General features: G+C 57.5%; 15 protein-coding genes. 5 read left to right on the top strand and 10 right to left on the bottom strand.

Going from position 1 to position 17,601, the window contains the following annotated elements:
- Window positions 1-26: 26 nt before the first annotated feature.
- Window positions 27-602 carry a TetR/AcrR family transcriptional regulator gene (locus DFG60_RS12335; RefSeq protein ID WP_114572084.1) on the bottom strand — a complete coding sequence of 192 codons (576 nt, stop codon included), beginning with the start codon at window positions 600-602 and terminating at the stop codon, window positions 27-29.
- Window positions 599-1,594 (bottom strand): aldo/keto reductase, encoded by a 996-nt coding sequence (locus DFG60_RS12330; protein WP_114572083.1) that lies wholly within the window; start codon window positions 1,592-1,594, stop codon window positions 599-601. Before DFG60_RS12330 ends, DFG60_RS12335 begins: the two co-directional genes overlap by 4 nt.
- Window positions 1,595-1,750: 156 nt before the next feature.
- Here DFG60_RS12330 and DFG60_RS12325 point away from each other — a divergent pair, with 156 nt between their 5' ends.
- Together DFG60_RS12325 and DFG60_RS12320 are read left to right on the top strand one after the other, a co-directional pair.
- The gene (locus DFG60_RS12325) at window positions 1,751-2,383 is read left to right on the top strand and encodes a TetR/AcrR family transcriptional regulator (protein WP_114572082.1); all 633 of its coding nucleotides are present in this window, start codon (window positions 1,751-1,753) and stop codon (window positions 2,381-2,383) included.
- Window positions 2,380-3,096 (top strand): hypothetical protein, encoded by a 717-nt coding sequence (locus DFG60_RS12320; protein ID WP_114572081.1) that lies wholly within the window; start codon window positions 2,380-2,382, stop codon window positions 3,094-3,096. The genes DFG60_RS12325 and DFG60_RS12320 overlap by 4 nt, the downstream gene beginning before the upstream one ends.
- 65 nt (window positions 3,097-3,161) lie before the next feature.
- On the opposite strand, the gene DFG60_RS12315 is transcribed toward DFG60_RS12320, so the two are convergent.
- The 5 genes from DFG60_RS12315 to DFG60_RS12295 form a co-directional block, all read right to left on the bottom strand.
- On the bottom strand, window positions 3,162-4,499 hold the full coding sequence (locus DFG60_RS12315; protein ID WP_198661597.1) for a Sau3AI family type II restriction endonuclease: 1,338 nt from the start codon (window positions 4,497-4,499) through the stop codon (window positions 3,162-3,164).
- A complete protein-coding gene (locus DFG60_RS12310; protein ID WP_114572079.1) occupies window positions 4,499-7,138 on the bottom strand; it encodes a Z1 domain-containing protein in 2,640 nt (879 codons plus the stop codon). Before DFG60_RS12310 ends, DFG60_RS12315 begins: the two co-directional genes overlap by 1 nt.
- 101 nt (window positions 7,139-7,239) lie before the next feature.
- Window positions 7,240-7,710: a very short patch repair endonuclease gene (locus DFG60_RS12305; RefSeq protein ID WP_232818711.1), complete on the bottom strand. Its 471-nt coding sequence runs from the start codon at window positions 7,708-7,710 to the stop codon at window positions 7,240-7,242.
- Window positions 7,711-7,822: 112 nt separating this feature from the next.
- On the bottom strand, window positions 7,823-9,091 hold the full coding sequence (gene dcm / locus DFG60_RS12300; protein WP_114572077.1) for a DNA (cytosine-5-)-methyltransferase: 1,269 nt from the start codon (window positions 9,089-9,091) through the stop codon (window positions 7,823-7,825).
- A gap of 143 nt (window positions 9,092-9,234) precedes the next feature.
- Window positions 9,235-9,858 (bottom strand): BglII/BstYI family type II restriction endonuclease, encoded by a 624-nt coding sequence (locus tag DFG60_RS12295; RefSeq protein ID WP_114572076.1) that lies wholly within the window; start codon window positions 9,856-9,858, stop codon window positions 9,235-9,237.
- A gap of 247 nt (window positions 9,859-10,105) precedes the next feature.
- On the opposite strand from DFG60_RS12295, the gene DFG60_RS12290 reads away from it, so the two are divergent.
- Window positions 10,106-11,293 (top strand): class I SAM-dependent rRNA methyltransferase, encoded by a 1,188-nt coding sequence (locus DFG60_RS12290; RefSeq protein ID WP_114572075.1) that lies wholly within the window; start codon window positions 10,106-10,108, stop codon window positions 11,291-11,293.
- An 11-nt stretch (window positions 11,294-11,304) separates the two neighbouring features.
- Here DFG60_RS12290 and DFG60_RS12285 read toward each other — a convergent pair whose 3' ends face one another.
- Window positions 11,305-12,213, bottom strand: a complete 909-nt coding sequence (locus DFG60_RS12285) for a cation diffusion facilitator family transporter (RefSeq protein WP_114572074.1) — start codon at window positions 12,211-12,213, stop codon at window positions 11,305-11,307.
- 142 nt (window positions 12,214-12,355) lie between these two features.
- Here DFG60_RS12285 and DFG60_RS12280 point away from each other — a divergent pair, with 142 nt between their 5' ends.
- The gene (locus DFG60_RS12280; RefSeq protein WP_114572073.1) at window positions 12,356-13,183 is read left to right on the top strand and encodes a VanW family protein; all 828 of its coding nucleotides are present in this window, start codon (window positions 12,356-12,358) and stop codon (window positions 13,181-13,183) included.
- 43 nt (window positions 13,184-13,226) lie between these two features.
- Here DFG60_RS12280 and DFG60_RS12275 read toward each other — a convergent pair whose 3' ends face one another.
- Complete coding sequence (locus tag DFG60_RS12275) at window positions 13,227-14,210, bottom strand: zinc-binding dehydrogenase (protein WP_114572072.1); 984 nt, start codon at window positions 14,208-14,210, stop codon at window positions 13,227-13,229.
- Window positions 14,211-14,307: 97 nt separating this feature from the next.
- Between DFG60_RS12275 and pepT the strand changes: the two genes are divergently transcribed.
- A complete protein-coding gene (pepT, locus tag DFG60_RS12270) occupies window positions 14,308-15,540 on the top strand; it encodes a peptidase T (protein ID WP_114572071.1) in 1,233 nt (410 codons plus the stop codon).
- 212 nt (window positions 15,541-15,752) lie between these two features.
- Here the strand turns inward: pepT and DFG60_RS12265 are convergent, their stop codons facing one another.
- Entirely contained in the window at window positions 15,753-17,318 is a 1,566-nt protein-coding gene (locus tag DFG60_RS12265; RefSeq protein WP_157964450.1) for an IS1182 family transposase, read from the bottom strand.
- Between the last annotated feature and the right edge of the window lie 283 nt (window positions 17,319-17,601).

Raw genomic sequence — 17,601 nt, 5'->3', positions numbered from 1 at the left:
AAGCACGGTCCGCGGACCGTGCTTTATTATGGTTCGAGCGCTCGGAACAACAATTGCGTCACGACCTCGAACTGGTCGTGGATCGTGTCACTGCGCCACTCGAACGACAGCGTCGGATGATGGAAGCGGGCCGTCCCGTAGAACAGACCTTCCGCGATTTCCCGCGCGCTCATCGCGGTCGTGACGGAACCAGTACGTTGCGCCAACGCGATGCGCGTCTCGAGCTGCGTGACCAGTTCAGCGAGATGGTCCTCGACCGCCTCGGCCGCTTCAGCCGTCAGCTCCGTGTACATATCGAACAGTTCCGGATCCGCATGGTACAGATCGTGCTTGAGCATGACGAGCCGCTTGATCCAGCCTTCGACGCCTGCGCGTCCCGCCGAAGCGTCGAACGGGGTACGTTCGAGATTCCGGGCATGCTCCTTCAGCCAGATGCCGAGGACCGCCTCCTTGAGCGCCGCCTTGTTCTCGAAGTGGCGGTAGATCGTCCCGTGACTGACGCCGAGCACCTTCGCGACGTCCGTCACCGACGTCTTTTGCGGGCCATACTTGCGCAACACCTCGATCGTCGTCTCGATGATGCGCTCCCGTGTCAGGATCATCGGCCGCGCTCGCTGTCGAGCATCCCCATCTCGTACGACGCGTAACGCGTGCCGCTGACGGCATCCCTCGGGATGAGGGCCTCGATCTTCTTCAAATCGTCCTGTGTCAGATCGAACGTCATGCTCGCGAACGCGTCCGCCAGCTGGTCCGTCCGGCGCGCCCCGAACAACGGGAAGATGTCGTCGCCCTGCGCAAGCACCCACTTCAAGGCGAGTGATGCGACGGAGACCCCCTTCTCGCCCGCAAACGCCTTCAGGCCCTCGACGAGCTTCAAATTATGTTGCAGCGCGTCACCTGTGAAGCGTGGCGCTCTTCCCCGGAAGTCACCCGGAGCAAGCGTCCGCTCGGCCGTCCATTTCCCGCTGAGTAATCCGCGCGACAGGACGCCGTAGGCGGACAAGGAGATCCCCAGTTCGCGGAGCGTCGGCAGGATGTCATCCTCGACCGTGCGGCTGAACAGCGAATACTCCGTCTGGACGGCACTGATCGGTGCCGTCGCGTGTGCCCGGCGGATCGTCTCGCTCCCTGCCTCGGACAATCCGATGTGGCGGACGTACCCTGCCTGAACCATCTCCTGGATGGCACCGACCGTCTCCTCGATCGGGACGTTCGGATCGATCCGAGCCGGCTGGTAGAGGTCAATGTGATCGACCCCGAGCCGCTTCAGCGTCATCGCAAGGAAGTTCTTGAGCGCGGCCGGACGCGTGTCGATGCCGACCCAGCCGCCGTCCGGTGAACGGAGCGCTCCGAACTTGACGGCGATGAATGCGTCGTCGCGGCGATCGCGGACCGCTTCGCCGATCAAGAGTTCATTCGCGCCTGACCCATAGAAGTCGCCCGTGTCGATGATGTTGATGCCGGCGTCGAGCGCGGCATGGATCGTCTTGATGCTTTCCGCCCGGTCTGCCGTACCGTACAGATCCGACATCCCCATCGCGCCGAGTCCGATGGCACCGAGTTCCTGTTTCCCTGCTAATGATCGTTTTTCCATGTGAGTTCCTCCTCGAATGTTCCTGATTGATTCGAGTATACGACCTTCACCCAAAAATGACAAATTATAAATTTTGTCATTTTATTTTTTCGTTGACCCTCTTCCGACAACATCCTATCATTAAGGTCAACAATGACTTTTTAGGAGCACTTACATATGACACCGATCATCTCAGAAGCACGGCGCAAGGAGCGGCGGCGCCTCATCCTCACGGCAGCGACCGACGTGTTCATCGAGAAAGGCTACAATGCGACGACCGTCCAGGACATCATCGAGCGTTCCGGCGTCAGCCGCGGCGGCATCTATACCTATTTCGAGAACACGGAGGACATCTTCCTGTCGCTCCTCGAGGAACGCGACAAGGCGGACGCGCTCGACGTCGATGCGCTCTGTGCCGGACGGACGAGTAGGGAAGCGCTCGAGTTCCTGCTCGATGCGGTCGCTACGGCAATCGAGGAGCAGCACGACCCGCTCGTCCCGGCACTGTATGAATATTACTTCACTACCGGCTGGCGCTCGAAACGTCACGTACCGGGATTGTACCTGCGCATCGAGAAGGCCGTCGACGCCGTCGCCTCGATCCTCGAGCGCGGCATCGCTTCCGGTGAGCTTCCACCGGGACTCGCGACGGAATCCATCGCCCGGATGGTCATCACGTTCTGTGACGGAATCTACGTCAATCGTCTTCAACTCGGACCGGGACGCATCGAGCTGCGCAAGCAGTTCGATGCGTTCCGGACGCTCCTGTCCCATACCTTGACCTTGAACCCCGCGGAGGATCTTTCATGAAACGCACACGCATTGGCGCATATGCCGCTTTCGCGGTCGGGATGTTCTTCTTCCTGTCCGTCCTGACCATCCTGCTCACGTCGCCCGGTCCCGGCTCTCTGATCGACCATATGACGTACATCTATGCGACGATCGGCATGCACTACCTGCTCGGCCTCACCGGCATCCTCGGCGTGATGGTCGTTCTCGCCGTCTCCCGGATGATGGAGGAGCACGAGTCGAACGAGTGGTTCACCTATGCGAAGTTCATGGGGCTGATCGGTTTCGCCTTGCTCGCGACGAACAACTTCCGTCAGATCGGTCTCGACTACGAGATGCTGCATCAGGCGAAAGAACCCGGCCAGACCCAGCAGTCGATCGACCTCGCCTGGGCCGGCATCATCGAGCTCAGTCCGAAGGGATGGCTCGACTTCTTCCTGATCGGCACATGGATCCTGACCGTCAGCTGGATGGCTTGCCGGAGCGACCGGAAGCAGACGTTCTATCGATTGACGGGCATCATCGCCGCCCTGTCGTTCTGGCTGATCGTCCTCGGCAACATGGGTGAATACAGCCTGCTCGTCCTGCTCGGGATGGGGGTCGGCGGACTCGTCATGGTGCCGATCTGGTTCGGATTGAATGGATTCAGATTGCTCAAGTTCGACCACGACGTGCAAGAGATGATCCAAGAAACAACGATGAAGAATCCGGAACTCAGAAAGTATCATGAGTAGGATTCATCATCTGGCAATGACCAAAAAGGGGTATCGCAATGCGCGACACCCCTTTTCCTGTTTCATTACGCTTCGATAACGTCGAGCAGATACTCCTTGTTCAGCCAAAAACACTTCTTCGTCTCATAACCGCCTTGAGGAGTCGGATAGACGTCGGCCTTATTCCTTCCGTGTGGACGAACGTGACAGACGTTCGATTCCGACTTCTTAGGGAGTTGATCCGCTCGCCCTTCCCGTATGCGGAGGACGGTCTCCTCCCATACCGCCCTGACCTGCGTATCAAGATCCTGAATCGGCATGTTCCAAAGGACCGCCTTGTCGAAGACGAACTCCTCATGCTCATTCTCACGGAACGCGACGATTAGATAGCGTGTCGTCTCGAACATCTCACGAAGCTCGGATTCTTCCCACGTCTCTTCTACGATTTCCGTGTACTTGAAAGCCGGGAAGGACATCTCTTGCTTCAATTTCCCGTTCTTTCCGACGCGAATCGTCTTCAGCTTGATTTTCGCCTTCTGGAACTCGTCGGATTTCTCCGCATTGTCGAACGAACCGTTCAACATGCGAGAGGCGAGTAGCGCGTATCTCGACTTCGCCTTCGAGTCCAGCTCGAACATTCGCGCCAGCTCCGTCGTCGAAATACCATGAAAGGCATTCATCTTCTCGAGAATCCACTGGTCGAGCGTCTGCTCGTGCAACGCGGGAACGAGCTTCCGGTATGTCTTGATGTCGTTCAATATGTACTCGTTCAAGACGGCCGTCATATAGGACCCTTTCAAAGAGAAGGCGCGCTGCATCGCCAGCTCATCCGAATAGGGTTGTTCACGCAGACTATAACGGTTCGCTCCTTTCGTGCAGGCCCCAAGATAGTTCGTGTCTCCCTCCGATAGGAGATGTGCCTGCCCGGCCTTCACCTTATCCACGATGACGTTCCAGTCATCCTTGATGATTTTCAAATCCTCTTCCGGGAACTGGAACAATTGAGCGTGGGTGATCGGATAATCCAGTCGTTCAAGCCCTTCCTGCCACAGATAGTTGACTAAGAGAATCAACTGGTTCTTGTGATAAAAGCTGCTCGTATCGAACGTCTCCTTCACGACTTCCTCGTAGTTGATCACGTTCAGGACGAGGCGTTCCTTCGCTGAATATCTCTTACCTCGTTTCAATTTCTTGTACGGCGTCACCTTCAGCTCTACTCCGGCCTCCGGGAAGTCCGGCGCGGCGTTCGAGTTTGGACTGTACCCGAAATAATGTTCTTCGAGCAATGTACCGAGGTTGCCCTTCGAGGCGACGTTCTCCACCGCCTCAGGCATGACCTCACGAAAGCTCTTCCCTACGAGACCTTGTGCGTACTGCTCGATCGCTTCTGGACTCGTCACATCATATTCCACTTTTCGTTCCATCATTCTTCCTCCATTTCAGGTTCGAAGTTCGGATTCCCGATCAGCTGGGCGACATAATCCTGACTGTATGCCGTCTCGGTGTAAGGGAAGACGACGGCGAAAGCCGCGACATCGACTCGTCGTTCGCCCTCTAAGAAGAGCGCTGCCCCATGTGCCGTCTTCTTGGCTGGCTCCGAATCTTTCCACAGGTGATAGATGACGAGATGTGGTTTCTTCCGCATCTCGAAATGGCGTCCTGCCGTCAGTTTCCGTGCTTCCTCCCGTTCTACGAGGTCAGCGAGTAAGTCCTGTGGTGCAGTCAGGGACAGGATTTTTTCAGTACCTCGCTCCCGGGACCGGATAGATGGCGTGATTTCGAGTCCTCCAACCTTCAGCGTCGGCTGTCCTTGTCTGCCACTCTCCCCTACCGTCACGAACGAGACGTTCCATTCAGCCAGCTCGTCCGGATTCTGCTGACGGACGTTCTTGATGTACTCGAGCATCGATTTTCTGAGTGAATCCGAAGCCGCTCCCAACTCGAAGTCCTTGAGGAGCTTCAAGACTTCTCGACTCGGAACATTGTTCGTCAGGAGGACCGAACTCTTGCGTTCGAAGGCATCCGTTCCGATTCCGCTGACCATCCGTTCCGTCGCCTGCAAGTTCGACTCCAGGGCATCGGGTCTACCAATCGGGTAATGGACGAACGGGACGACGCGTGCCGCGAAGGAATCCGAGACCTGCTCCCCTTTTCCGAACTTCGCTGCGGATGTGACCTTCATCGTCTTGTGCGCACGGATTTGGATCGCCACGTCGATCGGCTTCATCCCCTCGTCCTCCATCGCCTCGATTTGATGACGCATCTCTTCCTCGACGAGTGCGAGTTCTTGGAAGAACTCGACCAGTTCCTCGGTCGTATAGACGCGCGTCAAGTCCGCATATCCCATCCGATAGCCGAACCAACGGCCCATCTGAAGAAGAGTGTCGTATGCCTTGGATGTCCGGACGAAGTAGCTCGTCATCAATCCTTCGAGCGTCAGGCCGCGCGACAGCGTATTCCCGCCAATCGCGATGACCTTGAGTCCAGGGTTGCTCAGGTAGTCGAGCTGATCCTCGCTCTTCGAGTTGAGGACGAGGACCTTCACTTCCGGCAACAAGGACCGGACTTCGGCCACTACCTCCGCATAGGACGGACCAGTCTCCTTGAACTCCTCTCGCCAGACCGTCTGCGCCTTCTCGAGGAACGCATCTGACAACTCGCCTTCTTCAGCCAATGTATCTCTCCATCTCGCGATTTGGTTCTCCACAACTTGAAGCATCTGATTATGCCCTGAAGTCAGGTGCGTCGTGTGGATCAGCATCGACATCGCCTTCTCACCGTCCCCACGCACTTGGCGAATCCCACAAGCAAGAAGGTGAGCGATCAGAGCACGTTCGAGCGACGCGCGCATGCGGAAGCTGAACGTCTTTTGTCTCCGTTTCCGTACGCCTGGAGTCCGCTTCTTTTTCCTAGCCGGTTTCGAATCACCTCGGAACACCTCGGCATCGGCTTCCGGCACGATTCGGAACATCCGCATCGCGTCATCCTGTTTCCGGAACGTCTCCGCCGCACCGATATAGTCCTTCGGTTTGTTGAGCGAGACGATGAAGTCCCTCGGATATAGGTCGTCCTCCATGTCGCAATCGATCAAGACGTTCGCGAACGGCGTCGCCGTATATCCGACGTAGGCATGCTTGTTCGCGAACAATCCAAGCAAGTCCTTGATGGCTTGGTTCGTCTGCGAGGCCTGCACGTCCTCCTTATTGGCATTGATGTCAATCGACGCCTGGTCTGCCTCATCATCGATCAAGAGTAAGGGCAGGCGATGGCGAACCTTCTCATCCGCCTTGCTCAGCCAGTTGATCAAGTGCTGCATGACCTTGACGTTCTTCTTGATGACGATCAGGAGCGGACGTCCATGCTCGACCTCCGCATCGAAGGGTTGAGGCACGTTTCGACTGAAGTCCATGTCCATACTCGTCAGACGAATCCACTGCTTGTCGGCCGTCGGACGGCCGATGGCACGTCCTCGATGCCCCTCTGGGACGACTCCGGTCAGTTCCTCGTCGAGTCTGAGTTGCGTCTGATTCCGGAGATTGTCATGCATGCCGGATAAGACGATGATGATTCGATATCCCGCATCGACCGCCTTGGCCGTGACCGCAGTGAAGTTCGCCGTCTTCCCGCTCTGGACGTATCCTAGGACGAGTCCCTTTTTCGAGAAGGAAGACGCTCTCGGGTTCCCTAGCGACGAGACGACCTTCGTGCTCGCCGCATCGATGCTGTTCACGATTTCCGCGGCCTCCGCCCGTTCGTATCGCTCTTCCATCTTGCTGAGCGTCTCCTCCTTCAAACGATTCCAATAGTATTGTTCTGGAGTTTCGTCCAACCACTCCGCATACCACCCCTCCTCCTCGGCCACGACCGCAGTGGTGCTATCTTCCCCGACTACTAGCGGCAGAAGGCGCGTCAGCAGTCTCTCCTTCTCGTCCAGACCGGGTTTCTCCCCGTAAATTTGACACATGTATGAATCTTCTATGTAGGTCTTCAATTGTTCTTCGTTGAATCCGCGCGTCGTGATGATGCGCTGGATGATCTGTTCTGCCATTTCGAAATCAATCATGAATTCAGCCCCCAAGATAAATGTTCTCTACCGTCTATGATACCGTATGGTCTAGCGAAGACCGCACAAAAAAAATGACGGGCCTCCACAAAGGAAATCCGTCATTCACACAAATCATTGAAGTCGACTTCTCCCTCCAAGTCTTCCTGCACGTCACTGTGCGCCTCACGCTGTGCAGCCAAATCATCGTGAACCTTGACGATTTCTGCAATCACCCGCTCGAAGTCGTCATTGACCTCGTGCTCCCAAAAGCGAAGAATCGTCCACTTCTCGCAAACGTAGTGTTCCGTCTGCTCCTTGTCGCGTTCACGGTTGCGCTTGATTTTGTTGCGCCAGAACTCGACGTTCGATTTCGGTTCCTTATAGTGGACCGGACAACCATGCCAGAAGCAGGAGTCGAGAAAGACGACCATCCGCAAGCCAGGAAAGGCGATGTCCGGCGTACCGAGCAACTTTCGATAGTTCTTCCGGTAACGGAGACCTCTCCGCCATAGTTCTTGCCGTACCTTCACTTCCATCTTCGTGTCCTTTCCTCGGACACGGCTGAGCGTCTTGTTCTTCGATGCTTCCATCGCTTCCACCACCTTCATGGGAATGTCCTACTAGTAGAAACCATTCCCGTCTCGTGGCACCGGACAAACAAAAACGAGCCTACCGTCATCCGGCAGGACTCGTCTGATTTCCTCAAGGTTGTTCAAGGAAGAATTTTTCTTGGTTCGGGACTTCAACGGTGTGCTTCTTCTCAATCTGCTCGATCCGCTGGCCCATCCGTTCGATCAATCCTACGACGAGTGCGTTCCCCATGCAGAAATAGCGCATGCGATCGCTCATCGTGTTCGTCCAGTTGTCAGGGAAACCGTTCAGGCGCTCACATTCGACCGGCGTCAGGAAGCGACGACGTCCGTTCACCTCGACGACGTGGGAGCTGCGATTCGTCGTCCCCTCGCTCGTCAACATCGTCCGGCCTGGCTTGTCCAAATCATCGATTTCCGACATGCCGCCTTCGGAGTAGATATACTTGTGTCCCGCTGCTGACGTCCGCTCGATTTTCTTCGCACCTCGAAGGAACTTGAACTTCTCGACGGCCGCCTCGGACAAGTAGTATTTCTCATCGACCGTCTCTTCCGGCTCGAGGATGTCAGCGAGTGGAACCGCCTTCTCGAAGACTGGTTCCGTATGGATGGAGAAGAACTCCCCATCCTTCATGAATCCCGAGTTATGGAACGATGCTGAGAACGTATCCGAAATCTCGACGATGTCATCAGGCAACACGCCATGCAACCGACGATTCTTGATGACCTCTCGCTTCACCGGGAAGACTGGAGCGAAGAAGCCTTTGTCGAACAACACGTCATCCGATTCATAGGATTCAAGTTCCTTCGCGAACCCCGTATCATTGCGAGTAGCAAAGATGAAGACTCGGCGGCGGCGTTGGGCTTGACCGTATTCCGCGGCGTTGATCACACGCCATTCGACCGTGTATCCGAGGTCGCGGAACGTCGCCAACATGACCGCGAAATCGCGTCCGCGCTGGCTCGCAGGGGACTTCAAGAGGCGGTCGACGTTCTCGAGCAGCACATAACGCGGTGCCGTCGCCTCGACGATTCGCTTGATTTCCCAGAAGAGGACTCCTTTCTTCCCTTGGATTCCCTTCTCGCCAGACAGGCTACGTGCGACAGAGTAGTCCTGACACGGGAATCCGCCGACGACGATTTGTGCATCCAAGTTCTTGAACGCCTCATCCGTCACGGTCGTGATATCCTCGTTCGAATGGATCCCTTCGTCGAAGTTCGACGCATAACAGTCGAAGGCGTCTTGCGCCTTCTTCGATGGTTCCCACTGGTTGCCCCAGACGACCTTGAAGAGTTCAGGATTCGCCTTCTCGAGCCCGACACGAAAACCGCCGACACCGGCGAACAGTTCAATCGTGTTCAATTTATTCATATGTTCCATAAAAGCGAACGCCCTTTCGTAATTTCGATTGATCTCATTATAACAAAAGCAGGACGCCTTGGGAAGATCGAATATTTCCGAATTTCTCGCCACGTTTTTATATCATGTTCCCATCCTCGAGCATGACCGCGAATGACCTCGGCTCATCTCTCGTAGTAGCGTATTCTCCCTCGCTTGGTCGATTGACTTTCTTTGTAGACTTCGATGAAGAATGATTCCGGCTTCTCTAATCCGATGATCACCAGAGGGACGGTCAACTGATTATGGAGCGGCTTGAGATGGTCCACGTATTTCTCGAACGTACCAATCGCACCATCGAACCCACCCTTATTCCGAAGCTCGTTGGTCGCACAAATCACGATGCCCACCTTGGCCTGGACAGTTTTCCCCACTTGGTTCGACTCGGCAGCGAGTACCGGCTTCATCAAGTTCCATGCGATTGTCCCTCCATGGTTGAAGCCAACCTCGAGTGAGATGCTATCCTTCATGAAGTCCAACTGCCATGTCTTATCTTGATAGCGTTCTTCCTTGAATATGTAGACACCCTTCTTCCATCTCATCTCGAGGAGTTGCTTCGTGATCATGTCCGTGAGCGTCTTCGAGATACTTTTATTCGAGGTGATGTAATGCTGTTCATGATACTCGATGATCATTTCATCGGTAATATTATGTAGTGCGGATCGTACTTCCTCCCAAGCCTCTTTGAACTCCACATCGTTTTCTAGCGTATTCAGACCGTGTCGATGCGAATGTATCCGATAATTCATCCATGTTCCTCCTCGTCCTTCATAAGTCGATTCCATAGATTCGATTATACAATACCAATCAAAAATGATCAAACATGCGAGCTATTCTGATTTATAAAAAAAAGCGGCTCGCTTCTCGCCCGCGGAAAGCAAGCGAAAGGAGCGAAACTGACTCTTCGAAAGATGGATTTCGACTTATCCACATGTGCATAAGTCTTCCTATGCTATAATTCCCTAAGTTATCCACAACTAGAAACGAGGTTTTCCCATGCTACGTGAAATCTATCCCCTCGTCGTCAAGGACGCGCAAGTTGCGCGCTTTCGCGACGGTTATCCGTTCATCTTCAAAGAGGCGTTGACTGACAGCCGCCACGTCAAAGAGGCGGGCGCCCTGCTCCACCTCCGCGATGAGGCCGGTGACTACATCGCAACCGGTTATCACCACGGTCAACAGGAAAAAGGTCTCGGCTGGGTCTTATCCACAGACGAGACGGAAGAGATCGACACGGATTTCTTCAAACGAAAAATCGAAACGGCGCTCGACCGTCGTGACGACTTCTTCGAGAACGACGACCTCGACGGCTTCCGCGTCTTCAACGGGGAAGGCGACGGCATCGGTGGGCTGACGATCGACTGCTACGACCACCACTACATGATCACGTTCAAGAACGAAGGCCTCTTCAGCTTCAAGAGGGAGATCCTTGCAGCACTCGAGTCGCTGATCCACTTCAAGAGCATCTACGAGAAGCGCGCTTTCCAGATCGACGGACAGCCGGTCAAAGGCGACGACTTCCTCGCAGGCGAACGGGGCGACTTCCCGGAAGCACTGCTTGAGAACGGCGTCGAGTTGCTGTACGATCTCGACGGAGGCATGCGGACCGGACTGAACCTGGCTGAACGCGACGCACGTCGCTTCGTCCGCGAGAACGCGGAGGGCAAGACGATGGTCAGCCTGTTCGCGGATACCGGGACGTACGCACTCGAAGCGCTACTTGGCGGAGCGAGCAGCGCGACGAGTGTCGACTTCGCGACGCGCAGCCGCAACAAGACGCTCGAGCAGCTGAAACATCACGGCATCGAGGCGAACCACGAGTTCGTCACGCAGGACGCGTTCGACTACATCGGGCAGGCGGATAAGGCGACCCGGTTCGACCTCGTCGTCCTGACGCCGCCGAGCCTCGTCAAGACACGGACCCGGACATTCCGGGCCGAGATCGACCTTCCTGCCCTGTTGCAGCAGGTCGTCTATTTGACGAACCGCGGCGGACGTCTCGTCGTCGCGACGGACTGCCCGCTGTTCGATCTCGAGCGTCTTGCGCAGATGGTCCAGTCGGCGTTCAAGAAGACACGCCAAAAAGGCATCCTCGTCGCGAAGTACGAGTCGCCTGCCGATTTCCCGCTCCATCCGCTCCTCCCTGAAGCCGGTCAGAAGACCGTCGTCTTCGAGAAGAAATGATGCACGGCCGCCTAGTGATGGGCGGCCGTTTTCGTGCAGTCACTTGATTCGCGTTCGATCTGGATCGTCGCGTCCCCGATCCCGAACTCGTCGTGCAGCAGGCGCCGGACTTCGCTGAGCACGACCTGTTCCTGCGCGTCCTCCCGAATGACGAGGTGGCAGCTGAACAACGGCATGTCGCTCGCGAGCGACCAGATTCGTAAGGCATGAAGGTCGATGACTCCGTCCACTTCACGCATCCTCGCCTCGATTCGTCCGCCGTCGATCCGCTCCGGCGCGCCCTCCATCAGGATGTGGAAAGCGTCGCGCGTCACGCGGACCCCGCTGAAGGCAATCAGCATCGCGACGACGATGCTCGCGACCGGGTCTGCGTATTGCCAACCGAATACGATCAGCAAAAGTGCCGCGACGATCGCCCCGGCCGACCCGAGCAGGTCACCGAGCACATGCAAGAAGGCGCTGCGCACGTTCAGGTTCGTGTCCTTGTCTCCCCGCCTCAGGATGAGCGCCGCGATGATGTTGACGACAAGACCGATGACGGCGATCAGCAGCATCCCCTTGCTCAAGATGCGCGGCGGGTCGACGAACCGATGATAGGCCTCGACAGTGATGAAGACGGCGATGACGATCAGCGTCAATCCGTTGACGAACGCCGCGATCGTCTCGAACCGCTTGTAGCCGAACGTCTTCGAGCGGTTCGACGGACGGACGCCGAAGAGGAGCGCGAGGAAGCTGAGCCCGAGCGCCGCCGCGTCGCTCAGCATGTGTCCCGCGTCCGACAGCAAGGCGAGGCTGTGCGTCCAGATGCCGCCAGCGACCTCGATGACCATGAAGAGGGCGATCAAAATGAACGCCGCACCGAGCGCCTTCCTGTTTTTCGTGTGGGCATGTCCATGATCATGATGATGAGAATGAGCCAAACCAATCCATCCTTTCCCTATTACACTGCTTTTCTTTTCCCGCCCCACCGCTTCTTGAAGCCGCTGTACTGAATGGGAAAAGAAGGAAAATGATGCCTCATCGACGAAAGAAGGGGCATCATACGATTTCAGGAGGACTTTCATGAATCCGATCGACCATATGCGACCGAAAACGCGCAGCAAGGCCCGCATCTGGGCAGGGACGCGCGTCTATCAACTGAAACGCTCGCTCGCCTGGCGCTTCGACGGCAAACGGTACGCCCGGACGAAGCAGGAAGCGCTGTTGCCCTATCCCGTCAAGGCGCACCGGACGCCGTTGCTCCGCCAGCTCAAGGACGTCGACATGGCGTTGCAGCACAACAAGATCATCAACTTGCGCCTCGCGACGAAACAGCTCGACAAGATCACGCTCGCGCCGGGCGAGACGTTCTCCTACTGGCGCCTGATCGGCAATCCGACGCGCCGCAAAGGATACGTCGACGGGATGATCCTCCACTACGGCAAGGTGACGACCGGGACGGGCGGCGGACTCTGCCAGCTGTCGAACCTGCTCTACTGGATAACACTGCATACGCCGCTGACCGTGACGGAACGCTACCGTCACAGCTACGACGTCTTCCCGGACTCGAACCGGAGCCAGCCGTTCGGCAGCGGGGCGACGTGCGCGTATAACTATCTCGACCTCCAGATCAAGAACGAGACGGAGACGACCTACCAGCTCCACCTCAATCTGACCGACAGCGATCTGATCGGCGAGTGGCGCGCCTCGCTCCCGCCGACGCGGACGTACCGGATCTTCGAGGCAGATCCTCACTTCACGCGCGAATGGTGGGGCGGCTGTCTCCGCCATAACGAGATCCACCGGGAAGTGTTCAACCTTGCCGGCGACAAGATTGGCGAGGAATTCGTCACCGAGAACCATGCGATCATGATGTACGAGCCGTTCCTGACGTACGACGAACAAACATGAGCAGCCAAAAGCCGCGTGCCCCTAGGGAACACGCGGCTGTCTTTTACCGTACGACGACCTTACCGAAGTGCGACTCGTTATCGAACGCCTCGTACGCCGCTTGGAGCGAATCAATCGTCCGCTCGACCGTCTTCTCGATCACGACCTCGATCGTCCCGTTCGCGGCCAAGTTCGCGACCGACTGGAGATGGTCGCTCTGTGTCTTCATCTCCTCCTGCTTACCTTTTAAGAGCGGCAGGGCGACGAACATCGCCTCGAGCGCCAGCGCCTTGCTGTGCATCGGCGTCAAGTCCTGCGTCGTCCGCGTCGCGATCGAGACGATGCGTCCCCGATCCCGTGCGAGCTTGAACGATTCCTGCAGGTGGTCGCCGCCGACCGTGTCGATGATGACGTCGAATCCGTCATGTCCGAGCCGTTCTAGCAACGCTTCTGCCGTCTCCTGTTTGTAGAGATGGATGCGGACGCCGCGCTTCTGGAGCCAGGCCGCCTTCTCCTCGCTCGACGCGCTCGCCGTGACGTCGCATCCGAAATGCTTCGCGAGCTGGACGACGAGGTGTCCGACGCCACCCGTGCCGCCTGCGACGTAGACGCGCATGCCGGGCTCGACCTTGGCCCGTTCCTTCAGTGCTTCCATCGCCGTCAGACCGATGATCGGCAATGCCCCTGCGACTTCCCAGGCGAGCGCGTCCGGCTTCTTGATCGCGAGCACGGCCGGGACGTCCATCTGTTCCGCGAGCGCCCCGCCCCGCTTGCCGAGTCCGCCGCCGTAGGCGATGATCGCGTCGCCCACTTCGAACGCCGTCACGTCCGTGCCGATTGCGACGACTGTCCCCGTGACGTCTCCTTGCAGCACGCCGTTTTCCGGTGCGACGGCGACCTTGCCCGTGAACATCTTCGTATCGAGCGGGTTGATGCTCGACGCTTCGACCTTGATCCGGATCTCGTCCGGCGCAAGCGGTCCTGGTTCGATCTCCTGCTCCATGAAACGGGCCTGTTCCCCGTATGTATCGACTGCGAATGCCTTCATTTCGATTCCCCCTTTTCCCCATCTTATCATTTTCGGGCTGTCTGTCTTTTCCCGTGATATCATGAAGTTATTCTCATACGGAAAGGATGTCATCCCTTTGAAACAAGACCTCATCCATCGGCTGACTACATATGTCAAGGTCGATACCCAGTCGAGCTACGCGAGCACGTCCGTCCCGACGACGCCGGGCCAGCTCGAGCTCGCGAACCAACTGCTCGCGGAACTGAAACGGATCGGCATGACGGAAGTGACGATCGACGCCAATGGCTACGTGATGGCGACGCTGCCGTCGAACACGGACAAGGACGTACCGACGATCGGCTTCCTCGCCCACGTCGACACGGCGACTGATTTCACGGGAACGAACGTCAACCCGCGGATCATCGAGGCGTATGACGGCGAAGCGATCGTCCTGAACGACCAGCTGCCGGTCATCCTCTCACCGGACGACTTCCCGTCGCTGAAGCAATACGTCGGCCACACGCTGATCACGACGGACGGGACGACGCTGCTCGGTGCCGACAACAAGGCCGGCATCGCCGAGATCATGACGGCGATGGCGTACTTGATCGGACATCCGGAAATCAAGCACGGTCGGATCCGCGTCGCCTTCACGCCGGACGAGGAGATCGGGCGCGGTCCGCACCACTTCGACGTCAAGGCGTTCGACGCGAAGTACGCCTACACGGTCGACGGCGGTCCGCTCGGTGAGCTCGAGTATGAGAGCTTCAACGCAGCGGCGGCCGAGATCGTCTTCCATGGCACGAACGTCCACCCGGGCACGGCGAAGGACAAGATGGTCAACTCGCAGAAGCTCGCGATGGCATTCCATAACCGCCTTCCCGCGAAAGAGGCACCGGAGTTCACGGAAGGCTACGAAGGGTTCTATCATTTGATCTCCCTCGACGGATCGGTCGAGACGACGACGGCCCACTACATCATCCGTGACTTCGACCGGACGAAGTTCGAGGCGCGCAAGCAGTTCCTCTCGAGCCTCGTCGACGAATGGAACAAGAAGTACGGCGCAGGCAGCGTCTCGCTTAAACTCGAGGATCAGTACTACAACATGCGTGAGAAGATCGAACCGCACATGGAGATCGTCGACGTCGCGCACGAGGCGATGACGTCGCTCGGCATCACGCCGATCGTCAAACCGATCCGCGGCGGGACGGACGGTTCGCAACTGTCCTACATGGGACTGCCGACGCCGAACATCTTCACGGGCGGCGAGAACTACCACGGCAAGTTCGAGTACGTCTCGGTCGACAACATGGTCAAGGCGACCGAGGTCATCGTCGCGATCGCCCAAGGGTTCGAACGGAAGGCATGAAAAAGTCCCGCTCCTGCGTTCGCAGGGCTGGATTCGTTCGTTATGGGATGAGGAGGACCGGTATCATCCCCTCCGCTCGTTTAAGAACCGGTGAGGGTGACTCAAAAGTAGAACGATCACCTCTCTCTAATGAATGAAAGACAGCGCGTTTTCGAGGATTTTTCTCGAAAACGCGCTGTCTTTTTCCTTGCCTTGCCTCTTTTTCAATCGATTTACCTCATCGCTACGGTTGTATTAACTAGTTTCCGGAGGTTATGTGCGGTGGCTGCCAGTCCGAACTCCAGAGAGGCCCCTTCGAGGCCAAGGAGCCGAAATCGCCGGAAGCCCCAATTGGACTTGATCGAGCCGAACACGGGCTCGACCTCGATCTTGCGTCTTGCTGCGATGGCCCTCCCGGTCCCGGATTCCAACTTCTCCTTCATGGCGCGTTTGAGCCGAAGCCATCTCGAGGAACGGCGCACCGTCTTCCGGGGCTTCTCGAAGGAACGCTCGGAACGGCGATGGCGGATGCAGTCATCGAGGAACGGGCAGCCGACACACTCGTCGCACACGTACACCGCTTGCTCGATGACAAACCCGGAACCGGTCTGTTGGCGACGGGTTCCGGAGCGTCGGAGTAGTTTGCCGGCAGGGCAGGTCAGCGTGTCGGTCGTTTCGTCGTGTGGCCATTTCTCCGTCACGAACGCGTCCTTCGCGTAGCTCCGTTTCTGTTCCTTGGCATAGTTGTTGTACTTGACGAGGGCATCATATCTTAGCTCATTCAGCGCGAGAAAGTTCTCCTCGGACCCGTATCCGGCGTCCGCGATGATCCGTTTCGGCCGTCGGCCGAGCGGTGCGAAGAAACGTTCCATCCCCTCGAGGTGTGGGACGAGGCAACGGGCGTCCGTCGGACGCTGATGGACGCTGTAGAAGAGGACGACCTGGTTCTCGGTCGCCATCTGGACGTTGTACGCGGGCTTGAGCTGGCCGTTCCTCATATGATCATCCTTCATCCGCATGAACGTGGCGTCGGGGTCCGTCTTGCTGTAGCTGTTCCGGTCGTCTCCACAGGTCGCGAGCTGCGTGGCGTAGCGCGCTTGCCGCTCGATCCACCCGTCGACCTGCTTGGCGGCCTTCTTCAGTTCCCGGTCCTTCGGCGCCTCGGCGAGGCGCTCGCCGATCAGTGCGCGTCCGAGCCCGAGTTTCTCCTCGAGCGTCTCCGGCATCTCCACGCTCTCGTTGCCTTCCTCGAGGATCTGGCGCATCAAGCCGTCGAACTTCTCCTCCATCTTGCGCTGGTGAGATTGGACGCCTCGTTTCCAGGTGAACGTGTAGCGGTTCGCGCGGGACTCGATCTTCGTCCCGTCGACGAAGTAGTCCTCGAACTTCACCTCGCCACGATCGATCAGGAGGCCGAGGACGGCGCGGAACACCTCCCCGAGCAGCGCGGCCATCGGTCCCGTCCGGAACCGGTTGATCGTGTTCGCGTCCGGGCTCTCGAGCGCGGCGAGCCACATCATCGGGAGGTGCTCGTGGAGAAGGCGCTCCATCCGTCGCCCGGAATAGACGCCGACGGCGTAGCTGTAGACGACGACCTTCGTCATCATTTTCGGGTGATAGCGCGGTCGGCCCATCGTCTTGCAGTGGGCGAGGAAAAGGTCCGCGTCCATCCCCTCGATGACGGCGTCGACGAGCCGGGCCATATGCTCTTTTGGTACATACTCGTCGAGCGTGATTGCGCTCTGACGGCGGTTCGTATTATAGTGACGGTAGAGGGCGGCTCCGGTCTGCTCTCGCATGGTCCTCATTCCTTTCATGGTTGTTTCGCAGCTCCATTGTACAAGGGATGAGGGCTTTTTTCATGCGCGCCAAAGGTGCGCGGCAGAGTGTCTCGGAAGAGATGGCAGAGCATAGAAAAATCCGACCGTCCCGAGAAATAAATCGGGACGGTCGGATTTTTTTGTTCAGACAGGGCAGGCATAGTCGCCGCTCGACTCCGACGGGAAGATGAAGCGCGATCAGCGCTTCAGTCAGGGACAGGCGAGACCCGGCACGGCCGCAGGGAGTGCGGTCCGGCCGCGG

This window comes from Exiguobacterium flavidum (assembly GCF_003344535.1).
GTDB classification, from domain to species: domain Bacteria; phylum Bacillota; class Bacilli; order Exiguobacteriales; family Exiguobacteriaceae; genus Exiguobacterium_A; species Exiguobacterium_A flavidum.
This window is presented reverse-complemented; position numbering and strand designations above follow the sequence as displayed.

What these genes read in the sequence shown, in the direction of transcription:
- DFG60_RS12330 (WP_114572083.1), bottom strand. Translation starts at nt 1,594, where the DNA reads ATGGAAAAACGATCATTAGCAGGGAAACAGGAACTCGGTGCCATCGGA.
- DFG60_RS12275 (WP_114572072.1), bottom strand. Translation starts at nt 14,210, where the DNA reads ATGAAGGCATTCGCAGTCGATACATACGGGGAACAGGCCCGTTTCATG.
- DFG60_RS12290 (WP_114572075.1), top strand. Translation starts at nt 10,106, where the DNA reads ATGCTACGTGAAATCTATCCCCTCGTCGTCAAGGACGCGCAAGTTGCG.
- DFG60_RS12315 (WP_198661597.1), bottom strand. Translation starts at nt 4,499, where the DNA reads ATGGAACGAAAAGTGGAATATGATGTGACGAGTCCAGAAGCGATCGAG.
- DFG60_RS12325 (WP_114572082.1), top strand. Translation starts at nt 1,751, where the DNA reads ATGACACCGATCATCTCAGAAGCACGGCGCAAGGAGCGGCGGCGCCTC.
- DFG60_RS12280 (WP_114572073.1), top strand. Translation starts at nt 12,356, where the DNA reads ATGAATCCGATCGACCATATGCGACCGAAAACGCGCAGCAAGGCCCGC.
- DFG60_RS12335 (WP_114572084.1), bottom strand. Translation starts at nt 602, where the DNA reads ATGATCCTGACACGGGAGCGCATCATCGAGACGACGATCGAGGTGTTG.
- dcm (WP_114572077.1), bottom strand. Translation starts at nt 9,091, where the DNA reads ATGGAACATATGAATAAATTGAACACGATTGAACTGTTCGCCGGTGTC.
- DFG60_RS12265 (WP_157964450.1), bottom strand. Translation starts at nt 17,318, where the DNA reads ATGCGAGAGCAGACCGGAGCCGCCCTCTACCGTCACTATAATACGAAC.
- DFG60_RS12295 (WP_114572076.1), bottom strand. Translation starts at nt 9,858, where the DNA reads ATGAATTATCGGATACATTCGCATCGACACGGTCTGAATACGCTAGAA.
- DFG60_RS12305 (WP_232818711.1), bottom strand. Translation starts at nt 7,710, where the DNA reads ATGGAAGCATCGAAGAACAAGACGCTCAGCCGTGTCCGAGGAAAGGAC.
- DFG60_RS12320 (WP_114572081.1), top strand. Translation starts at nt 2,380, where the DNA reads ATGAAACGCACACGCATTGGCGCATATGCCGCTTTCGCGGTCGGGATG.
- DFG60_RS12310 (WP_114572079.1), bottom strand. Translation starts at nt 7,138, where the DNA reads ATGATTGATTTCGAAATGGCAGAACAGATCATCCAGCGCATCATCACG.